Here is a 13,480-nt window from a genome sequence, read left to right as displayed (position 1 = left end):
CGAGTATTCTGTGCGGCGGATGAGTCGGCCGGGCGGTCGCGGCGCCGGGAACGGGCACCCCAGTGGTGTCACGCTCGGTGCCGAGGAAAGTCCGGACTCCACAGAGCAGGGCGGTTGCTAACGGCAACCCGGGGTGACCCGCGGGACAGTGCCACAGAAAACAGACCGCCCACGGCCCGCGAGGGCCGTGCGGTAAGGGTGAAACGGTGCGGTAAGAGCGCACCAGCGCCCCGGGTGACCGGGGCGGCTAGGTAAACCCCGCCCGGAGCAAGGTCGAAGATCGCACCTCGCGGTGCGGTTGCGCAGGTGTTCGAGGGCTGCTCGCCCGAGCCTGCGGGTGGACCGCTCGAGGTACCCGGCGACGGTGTGCCCAGATGGATGGCCGCCCCCTGGTGCGAACCGGGGACAGGATCCGGCTTACTGGCCGGCTCATCCGCACTACCCTGGTCCCGCCCCGGATTCCGGCGGAGCGTGCCGCGGACCGGAGGCCCCGGTGGCCGTTCCCGCCGGTGGTGGCGGGGAGATCGGACGGAGAGGGAACCGGGCGTACCATCTGTGTTCCACCGCGGGGGCCACCGAGTGCCCCGTGTCGTCACCAGGGAAACACGATGAGAGCCAGACAATTCGCCGCCGTCGCAGTCGGGGCCGCCATGTGCGCACTGTCGGCCTGTTCCGCCGAGGACGCACCGACCGGCCAGCCCGTGACGGTTGTCGCCGGCGATGAGACCGTCACCGCCGAGGAGACCTCGGTGGCGAGTGTGCCGCCCCCGACGAAAACGCGCGGCCTGTACGACCCGGCCGAAACCGCGGTCGGTCAATCCGGTCTGGCGGCGTTCATCGAGTCGGTGGAGGAGGTGAACTCGCAGGAGGGGCCGGTGACCGTGTTCACCCTGCAGATCGAGAACATCACCGACCGGGTGTGGAACGGCCGGAACTGGACCACACCCACGGTCGTATACGGCGACGCGGGCACACCGGCCCAGCACGTCAAGTCACCGCCGGAAGGGTTCGGTGACGGTGTGCAGGGATCGATACCGCCCGGCAGCCGCCAGACGGTGAAACATGCGTACAAAGTGACCAAGGCCCAGTTGAATCCGGCGGTGGTGACCGCGGGCAGTGTGCTGTGGCAGGGCGACTTCTCGAAGTTCCATCGGTGAACTCGTCTCGGCGGACGCCGGGCCGATGATCGCAGGAATTCAGGGCGGAGATGAGTATGGCGATTCTGGTCACCGGTGCCACCGGGAACATCGGCCGCAAGGTCGTCGATCAGCTGCTGATGCGGGGTGCGACCGATATCCGGGCACTCACCGTCGATCCGGTGAAGGCCGCGCTGCCGGCCGGTGTCGAAGCGGTCCGTGGATATCTGCGCAGGCCGGAGACGCTGCCCGCCGCGTTCGAAGGGGTGGATCGCATGTATCTGGCGTCGCTCCACGACGGGGTCGACGAAGTGGTCGCAATCGCCCGCGCCGCGGGGGTGCGCCATATCGTCGACCTGTCCGGCGAACCGGACAGCTGGTGGGGTGCGATCGCGACGGCGGTCGAAGCGAGCGGGATCGCCTGGACCCACCTGTGGCCCGGCGATTTCATGGAGAACACGGGCATGTGGGCGCAGCAGATCCGGGCGACCGGTGCGGTACGCGAACCCGACCCCGAAGCGGGCAGTACGCCGATCGCGATGGACGATATCGCCGCGGTCGCCGCCGTCGCGCTGACCGAGGACGGCCATCGGGGCCGGGCCTACGCGCTGACCGGTCCGGAGAAACTGACCCGGGCCGAACTGGTGCGTGAGATCGCCGCCGCGCTGGGCCGGACGATCGATTTCCTGCGTGTCACGCCCGAGGAGACCGTGCGCGCGTTGAGCCCGGCGATGGGTGCCAACGCGCAATGGTATGTCGACAATGTCCTCATCGGGCTCGACGAGCACACCCTGCCGCCGAACCGGGTGGTCGAAGAAATTGCCGGTCGCCCGGCGACGACCTTCGCGCAATGGGCTGCGCGATATGCGACCGAATTCTTCGGCGAGGACGGCTCCAGGCGTTGATCGGAAAAACCACTGTTTCGGCCGGCCCGCTCGATTCGTGCCACTCATCCTTTTCCGGGAAATTCCCCGACGTGGCACGACTACGAATTCACCGGCGCGCGGGTCGGCGCGCGGCTACCCACTCGAGCACATGACGGCGACCATCTGATACACGGCCCGGGTTTCGGCGTCGGTCGCTGCGGTGGTGCCGACCGCGAGCCGGTCGGACACCGCGGAGACCACCTCGTCCTCCGGTGCGCCGGCCCGGGTCTGCGCGCAGGTATCGGTGAAGATCGCGGTGATCGCCGCATCGTCGCGGCCTTCGGCCAAACCGGGGAAGGCCCCCCGGAAGCCGATCACGAAGGAACCGGCCTTGACCTGGTCTATCTGCGCGGTATCAGGAGTCGCGGCGGCCGTTGTCGCCGATGCTCCGGGAGCCGGATCGGCGCCGTCGGTCCCACAGGCGACAGCGGGCAGGACCGCGACGAGGACGGCGGTGAGTAAGGGCAGAGATCTGTGCACGGCCGGATGGTAACTCCGCGAGATGGACACCGTCCCCCGCCGGGCGGGGGACGACGTTCATCCAGCGGCTACTCAGGCCGAGGGACCGATCACGAACATCTGCGCGAGGGACGCAGCCTGCTGCGGACCGACGAGGGGAAGCAGATAGTCATAGATGAGAGTGGACATACGTGATGAAACTCCAGCTGGGGATGTAGTCGGACGCTTACGGTTCGCCACAGTATCAGTTGCCCGGTGCCGACGACCTTTTCCGGCGGGATTCGTGCAGAACTGGCATAAATGGTGATCGCCGTCATAAAGTATGCGGGGTCGGCAGGCTCGCCCGGTGCCCTGGAGTTCACGGAACGAGCCGATTCATACCTATCGGAAGACAGGTCACAACACATATGCGGGTAGCACGTACCTTGGCAACCGGAGCTTTGATGGCCGGGGCCGCATCTGTTCTCGCTACCGTGGGCGCCGGCTCGGCCGGTGCCGTCGCGGTGACACCGCTGCCCGGTGGAGTGCGGGTGGACCTCAGCCCGGCGGATACCCGCTGGGTGGATCAGAACAATATCGGGCAGGTGGTCGCGGGTATCCCGCATCCGTCGGCTCCGTCGTTCGGTCAGGCATTGGACGCGGCCGCGGCCGTTTCCTCGACCTACCCGAACGGCCGGGTGACTTTCACAGTGTTCGGACCGCTGCACGAACTGAGCGGCTCCATGCTGGCATTGCAGTAATCCGTACGGTTTCCGTACCGTCGGGCCGGCGCCGGGGTGACCCGGTACCGGCCCGGCTCGTTTCCGGCCGGGGCCGGGACGGTGGCCCGCTGCGTCGGCTCCTCGAAACCTTCTCTGCCGCTTCGCTTTCGGCGCCCGGGGCTCAGGCCGTGTCGATTGCGGCGGCCGCCGCGGGATACTGCGCCAGGTGGCGGCCGGCCGCGGTGTCCTCGGCATCGGCGAGTGTCTCGAACAGGGTGGTGTCCTCGCCCGCGGCACGGGCTTCGGCGGCCCGGGCCCGCAGCGCATCGTAGGATTCGACCGCGTCCCGGTGATCGCCCAGCACCGTCTGCAGATGTTTGGCGCGTTTGCCCAGGTCCGCAGCGGTATCGCCGAGAACCGCGGTGGCGGCCTCGCAGGAATACCGTAAACGCTTGGCGCTCTTGCGGATATCGTGCAGCAGTTCGACCCGGTCGGCGGGTGCCACGGTCGGCTCGGCCCGCACCAGGCTCCGCACCCGTTTCCGGTCCTTGCGCAATACCTTCTCGAACATCTCACCGGCCGGTGTCGCGTCCACGGATTCGCGCAACGGCGGAGTTTCGCACCATTGCTTCAACTCCCGCCGCATGGCGCGGTACCGGTCGCTGTCCAATGCCGTCAGTACCTCTGCGTGCGCGGCGGCGTACCGGTCGCGTTCGGCGCGGACCAGGCGGTCGCGGGTGGGTTCGAGGGCGGCCGACTCGGAATCGGCGTAGCGGTCGAGCAGCGCGGCGAAACGTCCGGCGCGGACCTCCGCATCTCGCGCCACTCCCAGCAGCCCGGCCAGCCACGCGAGTTCGGTGCGCATCCGGTTGTCGGAGTCCGGGTCGAGCAGTTTCTTGTAGGAGCGCAGCACACTGCGCAACCGGCGGGTCGCGACCCGCATCTGATGGACCGAATCGTCGGCATCGGCCCGCACCTCGGGTTCCGCGGTGAGCAGACGTTCGATATCGGCACGTAGCGCGTCGGTCAGGGCGTCGGCCGCCGCGATCTGTTCGTCAGCCATGGTGTTCCACCGTCGCGAAGGTATCGGTCGCCTCGACCAGATGATGGTTGATACCGGGTTCGGTGGCCGAATGCGCGGCGTCGTCGACGAGGTGCAGGCGCGACCCCGGCCAGGCGCGATGCAGATCCCACGCGCTGACCGCCGGGCAGACGATGTCGTGGCGGCCCTGCACGATGACGGCGGGAATATGGGTGATCGCGCCGATATCGCGCAGCAGCTGGGCTTCGTCGAGGAAGCCGCCGTGCCGGAAATAGTGGTTCTCGATCCGGGCGAAGGCGAGGGCGAACCGGGTATCGGAGGTTTCGGCCATCCGCTCGGGGTCGGGGCGCAGCGTACTGGTGGCGCTCTCCCAGGCGGTCCACGCGCGGGCCGCCGCGGTGACCACCTCCGGATCCACGGAACCGAACAACCGGTGGTAGGCCTCCACCAGGTCGCCGCCGCGTTCGGATTCCGGAACCGGGGCCAGGAATTTCGCCCACTCGTCGGGGTAGACGTAGCCGGCGCTGCCGTTGTAGTACCAGTCGATTTCCTTGCGGCGCAGCAGGAAGATCCCACGCAGCACCAGTTCGGTGACCCGCTGCGGATATCGCTGCGCGTAGGCGAGCGCCAGGGTCGAACCCCACGAACCACCGAAGACCAGCCACCGCTCGATACCGAGTGCGGTGCGCAGTGCTTCGATATCGGCGATCAGATGCGCGGTGGTGTTGACCGAGAGGTCGGCGCCGTCGGCGATATGCGGGGTCGAGTGGCCGCAGCCCCGCTGATCCAGTAGCACGATCCGGTAGCGGTCCGGGTCGAAGAACCGGCGGTTGTGCGGTGTGGTGCCGCCGCCCGGGCCGCCGTGCAGGAACACCGCCGGCTTGCCGTCCGGGTTGCCGCTGGTCTCCCAGTACACCGCCTGACCGTCGCCGACCTCGAGCATGCCTTGTTCGTAGGGTTCGATCGGCGGGTACAGCGGGCGCATCAGAACGCCAGGCCGGAGGCCAGATCGGGGAGTTCGAGCGCCTGAACGGCCTGATCGTGCACATCGGGGCAGGCCTTGACGGTCGCTCGGTCCACCACGGCCTTGTCGCCCAGGACCTGAGCGTTGATCCCGCCGTTGGTGAGCGCCCATTCGTGGACCATGGCATTGAGACCGATCCGGCCCAGCGTCGGACCCTGGACCCGCCAGTTGGACAGCTCGGGCCGCATCATGTCGCACAGGTTCTGGGCCGCTTTGTCGGAGACCTCGAGCGGGGTGGCGGGTGCGGCGCTGCTCGCGGTCGCCGAGGTGGTGGCGGAAGCGGACGAGGCGGCCGCAGAGGTGCCCTCCGAACCCGTCCGCACACCGCCGCACGCGGTGAGCAGCACCGCCCCGCACACTCCCGCCACCGTAAGGGCACCCCGTGTTGTCCAAGCGCGTCGCCGCATCAGTACCTCAGAATTCGAGAGTCGAAACCGTCGACACCGAGTTTGCCATCCCGCGCTGCAGTGGGGCCCGTCACGAGCCCGGACCGGGGTCAGAAACTGTGTTCCGGGCCCGGGAACGTGCCGCGGCGTACCTCCTCGGCGTAGGCGGCGGCCGCCCCGCGCAGTTCGTCGCCGACCGCGGCGAACCGTTTGACGAACTTGGCGGTCTTCCCGCTGGTGAACCCGGCCATGTCCTGCCAGACGAGTACCTGGGCATCACAGTCGGCGCCGGCGCCGATGCCGACGGTGGGGATGGTGAGCTTGCGGGTGACCTGGCCCGCCACCTCGGCCGGAACCATTTCCATCACCACCGAGAAGGCGCCCGCGGCCTGGACCGCGATCGCGTCGGCGAGCAGACCCTCGGCGCCCTCGCCGCGGCCCTGGACGCGGTAGCCACCCAGAGTGTTGACGCTCTGCGGGGTGAAGCCGATATGCGCCATCACCGGGATGCCGGCGGCGGTGAGCAGCCTGATCTGATCGGCGACGCGTTCACCGCCTTCCAGCTTCACCGCGTGCGCGCCCCCCTCCTTCATGAACCGGGTGGCCGTGGCCAGAGCCTGCTCAGGGGAGCCCTCGTAGGTACCGAACGGCAGATCGGCCACGACCAGGGCGTGCGGAGCGCCGCGCACCACACCGCGCACCAGCGGGATCAGCTCGTCGGTGGTGATCGGCACGGTGGTCTCGTATCCGTACACCACATTGGCGGCCGAATCGCCGATCAGCAGTACGGGGATGCCGGCCTCGTCGAAGAGACGGGCACTGGAGTAGTCGTAGGCGGTGAGCATCGCCCAGCGTTCACCGGTCGCCTTCATCTGCTGTAGATGCTGGACGCGGGTGGGTCGCCGGGCCGGTTTCGCCGCCGCCGCGGCACCGTAGGCGGGTGTTTCCGAGGTGGCATCGGGCGTGCCGGATGATTCGGACATCATCGTCCCTTTCGTCTCCTCGAGGCCCTGATCGGGTCCCCGGGTCTGGTTGACGCCCTCCAGTGTGCACCCGCGGCCGAGCCCGGATTAAGCCCGCGACCAGGTGCGGTTGGTCACATCCCAGGGTACGGGCCCGATCCGGCTAGCATGGCGGCAGTGCGGAGCGGGTGTGGAGTGCCGGCGGGTGTGCTGGCGGTGCTGGCTGTGGCGACGGTGCTCGTCGCGGGATGCGCGCAGGAGGTCCGGGAGCAACCGGACCCGCCCGCGCCGGTGCCCGCCGAACTGAGTCGCTTCTACAGCCAGACCCCGGCCTGGGAGCCGTGTGCCGGCTACACCGGCCCGGAGGAAGCGCTGCCGCCGGCCGCGCAGTGCGCCCGCATCGAGGTCCCCGTCGACTACGCCGATCCCACCGGCCCCACCGCGCAACTGGCGGTGTCCAGGATGCGCGCGACCGGAGACCGGATCGGTTCACTGCTGATCAACCCGGGCGGTCCGGGTATGTCCGGGCTGTCCACGGTGATGCTGGGCGGGGGCACCGAGCTGGCCGATCGGTTCGACCGGGTGGGATTTGATCCGCGCGGTGTCGGTGCCTCCACGCCCGCGATCGACTGCCTGACTCCGCAGGAAGCCGATGCCGAGCGGGCCGAACTCCCGGAGCCCAACACGCCGGCGGGGATAGCCGAGTCCGAGACCGAGAACCGGGAATACGCCGACCGCTGCGTGGCCCGCACCGGTACGGAATTCCTCGCCCATGTCGGCACCCGGGAGGTGGTCGGGGACATGGACATCATGCGGGCGGTACTGGGCGATCGGAAATTGACCTATCTGGGCTACTCCTACGGCACCCGGCTGGGCACCGCGTACGCGGAGAAGTTCCCGGGCAATGTCCGTGCCATGGTCCTCGACGGCGCCATCGACCCCTCGCAGGATCCGGTGGCCGAATCGCTACGCCAGGCAGCGGGTTTCCAGAAGGCCTTCGACGCGTACGCCGCGGACTGCGTCCAGTCGCCGGACTGCCCGCTCGGTACCGATCCGACGCAGGCGGTGCCGCGGTTCCGTGCCCTGGTGGATCCGCTGTGGAACGCGCCCGCCGCCACCACCGACCCCCGCGGTCTCAGCTACGACGACGCGATCACCGGTGTGCAGCAGACCCTGTACAGCGCCGATTTCTGGCCGGTGCTCACCATCGGGCTCACGGAGTTGTCCCAGGGTCGCGGCGATACGCTGCTGCAGCTCGCGGATATGTACAACGGCCGCCGCGACGACGGCACCTACAGCAATCTCACCGACGCCTTCGACGCGATCCGCTGTGTGGACGACCCACGGGTCACCGATCGCGCGGTCGCCGGCCGGCAGGACACCGAATACCGCCGGGCGGCCCCGTTCCTGGACGACGGCCGCGGCACCGGAGCGGCGCCGCTGGAACTGTGCGCTCAGTGGCCGGTGCCCAACACCAGCCAACCGCACGATATCTCCGTCGAGGGGCTGCCCGAGCTGGTGGTGGTGTCCACCACCGGTGATCCGGCCACGCCGTACCAGGCGGGCGTCGACCTCGCCCACCAGCTCGATGCGGCACTGATCACCCACGAGGGCGACAGCCACACCGTGGTCCTCACCGGCGGCGCCGCGTGCGTGGACGATGCGGTGGTGCGCTACCTGGTAGACCTCGAGACCCCCGCCGAGGGCCTACGCTGTTGATCCGACACACAGCGCAGCGCGTCATGTAACACGGATTTAACGCCGGGTGCCTACTCTCGCGGTCATGGATCGCCAGAAGGAATTCGTGCTGCGGACGCTCGAAGAGCGGGATATCCGCTTCGTACGTCTCTGGTTCACCGACGTACTGGGCTATCTCAAGTCCGTCGCCATCGCGCCCGCCGAGCTCGAGGGAGCTTTCGAAGAGGGCATCGGATTCGACGGATCGGCGATCGAAGGGTTCGCCCGGATCTCCGAGGCCGATATGGTGGCCCGGCCCGATCCGTCGACCTTCCAGGTGCTGCCGTGGTCTTCCAGTAAAGGCCACCAGCATTCCGCCCGGATGTTCTGCGATATCACCATGCCCGACGGATCGCCGTCGTGGGCCGATCCGCGCCACGTGCTGCGGCGTCAGCTCAACAAGGCCGGGGACGTCGGCTTCAGCTGCTATGTGCATCCGGAGATCGAATTCTTCCTGCTGAAGAACCAGCCCGACGGCGTCGACCCGGTTCCCGCCGACAACGGCGGCTTCTTCGACCAGGCGGTCCACGATTCCGCGCCCAACTTCCGGCGCCACGCCATCGACGCGCTCGAATCCATGGGTATCTCGGTGGAGTTCAGCCACCACGAGGGCGCGCCCGGCCAGCAGGAGATCGACCTGCGCTACGCCGACGCCCTGTCGATGGCCGACAATGTGATGACCTTCCGCTATCTGATCAAGGAAGTGGCCATCGACGAGGGCGTGCGCGCGACGTTCATGCCGAAACCGTTCGCCCAGTATCCGGGCTCGGCCATGCACACGCATATGAGCCTGTTCGAGGGCGAGGCGAACGCGTTCTCCGATCCGGACGATCCGGACAACCTTTCCGCCACAGCGCGCGCCTTCATCGCGGGCATCCTCGAACACGCGCACGAGATCAGCGCCATCACCAACCAGTGGGTGAACTCCTACAAACGGCTCATCCACGGCGGCGAGGCGCCGACCGCGGCCTCGTGGGGCCGGTCCAACCGCTCGGCGCTGGTCCGGGTGCCCATGTACACCCCGAACAAGTCGTCGTCGCGGCGGGTCGAGATCCGCAGCCCCGATTCCGCCTGCAACCCGTACCTGACCTTCGCGGTCCTGCTCGCGGCCGGCCTGCGCGGTGTCGAGAAGGGCTATACGCTGCCGCCGGAGGCCGAGGACGACGTCTGGTCGCTCACCGCCGCCGAACGGCGTGCCATGGGATTCAAGGAACTGCCCGGCACCCTGGACGAGGCACTGCACGCGATGGAGCGCTCGGAGCTGGTCGCCGAAACGCTCGGTGAGCACGTGTTCGACTTCTTCCTGCGCAACAAGCGCCGCGAATGGTCGGATTACCGCGCCCAGGTGACGCCGTTCGAGCTGCGCGAATACCTCGGTCTCTGATCTCCTCCCTCGTCCGCCCGGCGCCCCCGCGGTCGCCGGCGGCGGGAGACCGCGACTCGCGCGGGGCCGCGGTACCGGCGGGAAAGCCGGTGGCACCGTGGCGCGATTCGGCCGGTGACGGTCGCGGCCTCATTCCTCGCTCCGGTGACCGGTCGCGCCCCCCTGGACCGGCCGGTTCCGTGACTGCGTATCGGTGCGGCGGGTGACCGCACCCGACCGAGGGGTCCGGCACATTTCGAGCCCGGTGGTCGGTACCTTGAGCTCATGGTCCGCCCACCGTCCGCCCGATCCGCCGTCCCCGGTGTCGGCCGCCTCGGATTGCTCGAACCGTCGGCCGCCGACTCACTGAAAACGCTCGGCTGGGACAATATCGAGAGCATTCCGGTGTTGTGGTCGCTGTCGCGGTCACCGGACGCCGACCTCGCGCTGAACACTGTGATCAGGTTGTCCGAGGCGCTCGGGAACGATTGGGCCGAACTGGATTCGGCGCTGCGAACCGAAACGACGCTGCGTGGCCGGTTGTTCGCGCTGCTGGGTTCCTCGACCGCGCTCGGCGATCATCTGGTGGCAGATCCCGGGTCCTGGGTGCTGCTGCGGCGGGAGGAACTGCCCGACCGTGACGAGCTGATCGCCGATCTGCTCGCGGTCGTCGGCGGGGAACCGGAGGCCGGGCCGAATGCCGCGCCGATGCTGTATCGGGCCACCGAATCCGGGCCGGAAGTGGTCGCGGCGCTGCGCAAGCGGTATCGCGATCAGCTCATGCTGCTGGCCGCCGTCGATCTGGCCGCCACCGTCGAGGACGAGCCGGTGATCCCGTACGAGCTGGTGGGCCGCCAGCTCACCGCACTCGCCGATGCCGCGCTCACCGCCGCTCTGGCGGTGGCGGTGGCCCGGGTGTGCCGCGACGAACCGTGCCCGGTGCGGCTGGCCGTGATCGCCATGGGCAAGAGCGGGGCGTGCGAGCTCAACTACGTCAGCGATGTCGATATCGTTTTCGTCGCCGAACCCGCCGACGCCGTCGCCACCCGGCTGGCCGCCGAACTGATGACCGTGGGTTCCTCGGCCTTCTTCGAGGTCGACGCCGCGCTGCGGCCCGAGGGCAGGGCCGGCGCCCTGGTGCGCACTCTCGATTCCCATCTGGCCTACTACCAGCGCTGGGCGCGGACCTGGGAGTTCCAGGCGTTGCTCAAGGCCCGGCCGATGACCGGCGATCTGGAACTCGGCGAACAGTACCGGTCGGCCACCGACGCACTGGTGTGGACGGCCTCCGAACGACCGGATTTCGTCCCGGATGTGCAGGCGATGCGCCGCCGGGTGGAGGACCTGGTGCCCGCCGAGCTGCGCGAACGCGAACTCAAACTCGGCCGCGGCAGTCTGCGCGATGTGGAGTTCGCGGTGCAGCTGCTCCAGCTCGTGCACGGCCGGGTCGATCCGAAACTGCACGTCCAAGGCACTGTGGAAGCTCTCGCGGCGCTCGCCGCGCGCGGGTACGTGGGCCGCGAGGACGCCGCCAACCTCACGGCCTCCTACGAATTCCTGCGCCTGCTCGAGCACCGGTTGCAGTTGCAGCGGCTCAAACGCACCCATACGCTGCCCGCCGACGACGACGAGGAAGGTATGCGCTGGCTGGCCCGGGCCGCGCATATCCGCCCGGACGGCAGACACGATGCCGCGGGCGTGTTGCGGGCCGAGCTGCGCCGGCAGACAGGCCGGATCCGCCGGTTGCACACCAAGCTCTTCTACCGTCCGCTGCTGGAATCGGTGGCCCGGCTGGACTCCGACGCGCTGCGCCTGAGCCCGGACGCCGCCGTCCGGCAGCTCGCCGCCCTCGGCTACGCCTCGCCCGAGCACGCCCTCAGCCATCTGCGCGCATTGACCAGTGGTGTCTCGCGTAAGGGCCGGATCCAGGCGGTGCTCCTGCCGACCCTGCTGGAGTGGCTGGGCGAGACACCCGACCCCGACGCCGGGCTGCTCGCCTACCGGCGGGTGTCGGAAGGGTTGGTGGATCAGGATTGGTATCTACGGGTGCTGCGCGACGAGGGCGCGGTCGGGCAGCGGCTGATGATGGTGCTGGGTTCCTCGGCGTATCTGCCGGACCTACTCATCAATGCCCCCGAAACCATCCGCATGTACGCCGACGGCCCGGACGGACCGCTGTTGCTGCGTACCCAACCGGCGGAAGTGGCCAAGGGCATTCTCACCGCCGCCGACCGCTACACCGACCCGAAGCGGGCCGTGGCCACCGCCCGGTCCCTACGCCGGCACGAACTCGCCCGGGTGGCCTCGGCGGATCTACTGGGTCTGCTGGACGTGCCACAGGTCTGTGCCGCTCTGTCCGCGGTGTGGGTGGCGGTGCTGGAGGCATCGTTGCGCGCGGTGATCCGGGCCAGTGTCGCCGAACGGGGCGCGCCCGCGCCCGCCGATTTCGCGGTGATCGGGATGGGCCGGCTGGGCGGCCGGGAACTCGGCTACGGCTCCGATGCCGATGTGCTGTTCGTCTGCGATCCGCGGCCCGGCGAGGACGAGCACGCCGCCGTGAAATGGGCCAACGGTATCGCCGAGCAGGTGCAGAGACTGCTCGGCGCCCCCAGCACCGATCCGCCGCTGCAGGTCGACGCGGGCCTGCGGCCGGAGGGGCGCAGCGGCCCGCTCGTGCGCACCCTCGCCGCCTACGACGCCTACTACCGCCAGTGGGCGCAGCCGTGGGAGGTGCAGGCGCTGTTACGCGCCCACCAGGTGGCCGGCGACCAGGACCTGGGCCTGCGCTTCCTGCATACGATCGACGGGGTGCGCTATCCGGCGGGTGGCGTCTCCGCCGACGCGGTCCGCGAGATCCGCCGCATCAAGGCCCGGGTCGATTCCGAGCGGCTGCCCCGCGGCGCCGACCCGGCCACCCACACCAAGCTGGGTCGCGGTGGTCTCGCCGATATCGAATGGACCGTGCAGCTGCTGCAATTGCGGCACGCACACGAGATTCCGGCACTGCACAACACCTCGACGCTGGAATCGCTCGATGTGATCGAACAGGCGGAGCTGCTGAGCCCGATGGACACCGACCTGCTGCGCCAGTCCTGGCTCACCGCGACCGCGGCCCGCAACGCGCTGGTCCTGGTGCGCGGCAAACCCTCCGACCAGCTGCCCGGTCCGGGCACCACGCTGTCGGCGGTGGCCCGGGTGGCGGGCTGGCCCACCGAAGACGGCGGTGAGTTCCTCGACAACTACCTGCGGATCACCCGCCGGGCCAGGGCTGTGGTGGAACGGGTCTTCGGGGTCTGACCGGGGCAGGTGGGAAGCGCCGGCCGGAGCGGATGCGGAGCCGGCCTAGGAACCGGTCGGGGACGTCAGCGCCCGGAATCGGGTGACCAGATCCTCCAGCGCGCGCCGGTCCTCCAGATCGGGCGGGCGATAGCCGCCCGTCGCGGTGACGGTCACCAGAGTGTCCCGCGCGATGCCGAGTTCCGGCCGGCACCAGGGCAGGACCGGCAGATTCACGACACGGTCGTTGGCGGCGATGGTGATCCGGGAGGTGCAGCCGGGCAGGCAGCCGGCCAGCTCCTCGGCGGCCGCGGCCGTCAACGGCCCGGGTGAACGGAATTCTTCGATGTACACGGGGCCCTCCTCGGCAAGTGCTGAGGTCAGTGTAGGAGGACCCGGCCTGCTGACGGCCGCGTCGCCGATCCATATACCGCAGTACGAACGAGCCGCCCGAACTTCAGCGCTGTA

At 69.1% G+C, this 13,480-nt stretch carries 12 protein-coding genes and 1 other RNA gene; 7 read left to right on the top strand and 6 right to left on the bottom strand.

The genetic code is table 11. The annotated features are described in order from the left end of the window. The first annotated feature begins 20 nt into the window (after positions 1–20). The 3 genes from rnpB to NS4_RS13240 all read left to right on the top strand — a co-directional run bounded on the left by rnpB (position 21) and on the right by NS4_RS13240 (position 2,041). An RNA gene (rnpB, locus tag NS4_RS13250) (RNase P RNA component class A) lies at positions 21–436 on the top strand. A gap of 172 nt (positions 437–608) precedes the next feature. Next, entirely contained in the window at positions 609–1,157 is a 549-nt protein-coding gene (locus NS4_RS13245) for a hypothetical protein (RefSeq protein ID WP_157106031.1), read from the top strand. A gap of 56 nt (positions 1,158–1,213) precedes the next feature. After that, the gene (locus NS4_RS13240; protein WP_063059964.1) at positions 1,214–2,041 is read left to right on the top strand and encodes an NAD(P)H-binding protein; all 828 of its coding nucleotides are present in this window, start codon (positions 1,214–1,216) and stop codon (positions 2,039–2,041) included. A gap of 114 nt (positions 2,042–2,155) precedes the next feature. Here NS4_RS13240 and NS4_RS13235 read toward each other — a convergent pair whose 3' ends face one another. Continuing rightward, positions 2,156–2,542 (bottom strand): hypothetical protein, encoded by a 387-nt coding sequence (locus tag NS4_RS13235; RefSeq protein ID WP_157106030.1) that lies wholly within the window; start codon positions 2,540–2,542, stop codon positions 2,156–2,158. 422 nt (positions 2,543–2,964) lie between these two features. Between NS4_RS13235 and NS4_RS13230 the strand changes: the two genes are divergently transcribed. Beyond that, the gene (locus NS4_RS13230) at positions 2,965–3,261 is read left to right on the top strand and encodes a hypothetical protein (RefSeq protein WP_245665353.1); all 297 of its coding nucleotides are present in this window, start codon (positions 2,965–2,967) and stop codon (positions 3,259–3,261) included. A gap of 142 nt (positions 3,262–3,403) precedes the next feature. On the opposite strand, the gene NS4_RS13225 is transcribed toward NS4_RS13230, so the two are convergent. The 4 genes from NS4_RS13225 to panB form a co-directional block, all read right to left on the bottom strand. Then, the gene (locus NS4_RS13225) at positions 3,404–4,285 is read right to left on the bottom strand and encodes a CHAD domain-containing protein (protein WP_063059827.1); all 882 of its coding nucleotides are present in this window, start codon (positions 4,283–4,285) and stop codon (positions 3,404–3,406) included. Beyond that, positions 4,278–5,249: a prolyl aminopeptidase gene (gene pip / locus NS4_RS13220; RefSeq protein WP_063059826.1), complete on the bottom strand. Its 972-nt coding sequence runs from the start codon at positions 5,247–5,249 to the stop codon at positions 4,278–4,280. The genes NS4_RS13225 and pip overlap by 8 nt, the downstream gene beginning before the upstream one ends. Then, positions 5,249–5,656: a hypothetical protein gene (locus tag NS4_RS13215; RefSeq protein WP_245665352.1), complete on the bottom strand. Its 408-nt coding sequence runs from the start codon at positions 5,654–5,656 to the stop codon at positions 5,249–5,251. The genes pip and NS4_RS13215 overlap by 1 nt, the downstream gene beginning before the upstream one ends. 128 nt (positions 5,657–5,784) lie before the next feature. Next, positions 5,785–6,657 (bottom strand): 3-methyl-2-oxobutanoate hydroxymethyltransferase, encoded by an 873-nt coding sequence (gene panB / locus NS4_RS13210; protein ID WP_063059963.1) that lies wholly within the window; start codon positions 6,655–6,657, stop codon positions 5,785–5,787. 156 nt (positions 6,658–6,813) lie between these two features. Here panB and NS4_RS13205 point away from each other — a divergent pair, with 156 nt between their 5' ends. The 3 genes from NS4_RS13205 to NS4_RS13195 all read left to right on the top strand — a co-directional run bounded on the left by NS4_RS13205 (position 6,814) and on the right by NS4_RS13195 (position 13,033). Beyond that, positions 6,814–8,355, top strand: coding sequence for an alpha/beta hydrolase (locus tag NS4_RS13205; RefSeq protein WP_439955782.1), 1,542 nt, complete (start codon positions 6,814–6,816; stop codon positions 8,353–8,355). 64 nt (positions 8,356–8,419) lie between these two features. Beyond that, positions 8,420–9,757, top strand: coding sequence for a type I glutamate--ammonia ligase (gene glnA / locus NS4_RS13200; protein WP_030524004.1), 1,338 nt, complete (start codon positions 8,420–8,422; stop codon positions 9,755–9,757). A 264-nt stretch (positions 9,758–10,021) separates the two neighbouring features. After that, positions 10,022–13,033, top strand: coding sequence for a bifunctional [glutamine synthetase] adenylyltransferase/[glutamine synthetase]-adenylyl-L-tyrosine phosphorylase (locus tag NS4_RS13195; RefSeq protein WP_063059823.1), 3,012 nt, complete (start codon positions 10,022–10,024; stop codon positions 13,031–13,033). A gap of 45 nt (positions 13,034–13,078) precedes the next feature. Here the strand turns inward: NS4_RS13195 and NS4_RS13190 are convergent, their stop codons facing one another. Further along, positions 13,079–13,366, bottom strand: a complete 288-nt coding sequence (locus NS4_RS13190; RefSeq protein WP_063059822.1) for a hypothetical protein — start codon at positions 13,364–13,366, stop codon at positions 13,079–13,081. Positions 13,367–13,480: the final 114 nt, after the last annotated feature.

The sequence above is a fragment of the Nocardia sienata NBRC 100364 genome (assembly GCF_001613205.1).
Taxonomy (GTDB): Bacteria; Actinomycetota; Actinomycetes; order Mycobacteriales; family Mycobacteriaceae; genus Nocardia; species Nocardia sienata.
This window is presented reverse-complemented; position numbering and strand designations above follow the sequence as displayed.

Excerpts from the sequence above, each read along its gene's own strand:
- NS4_RS13245 (WP_157106031.1), top strand. The coding sequence starts at position 609 with ATGAGAGCCAGACAATTCGCCGCCGTCGCAGTCGGGGCCGCCATGTGC.
- NS4_RS13240 (WP_063059964.1), top strand. The coding sequence starts at position 1,214 with ATGGCGATTCTGGTCACCGGTGCCACCGGGAACATCGGCCGCAAGGTC.
- NS4_RS13230 (WP_245665353.1), top strand. The coding sequence starts at position 2,965 with ATGGCCGGGGCCGCATCTGTTCTCGCTACCGTGGGCGCCGGCTCGGCC.
- NS4_RS13225 (WP_063059827.1), bottom strand. The coding sequence starts at position 4,285 with ATGGCTGACGAACAGATCGCGGCGGCCGACGCCCTGACCGACGCGCTA.
- pip (WP_063059826.1), bottom strand. The coding sequence starts at position 5,249 with ATGCGCCCGCTGTACCCGCCGATCGAACCCTACGAACAAGGCATGCTC.
- panB (WP_063059963.1), bottom strand. The coding sequence starts at position 6,657 with ATGTCCGAATCATCCGGCACGCCCGATGCCACCTCGGAAACACCCGCC.
- glnA (WP_030524004.1), top strand. The coding sequence starts at position 8,420 with ATGGATCGCCAGAAGGAATTCGTGCTGCGGACGCTCGAAGAGCGGGAT.
- NS4_RS13195 (WP_063059823.1), top strand. The coding sequence starts at position 10,022 with ATGGTCCGCCCACCGTCCGCCCGATCCGCCGTCCCCGGTGTCGGCCGC.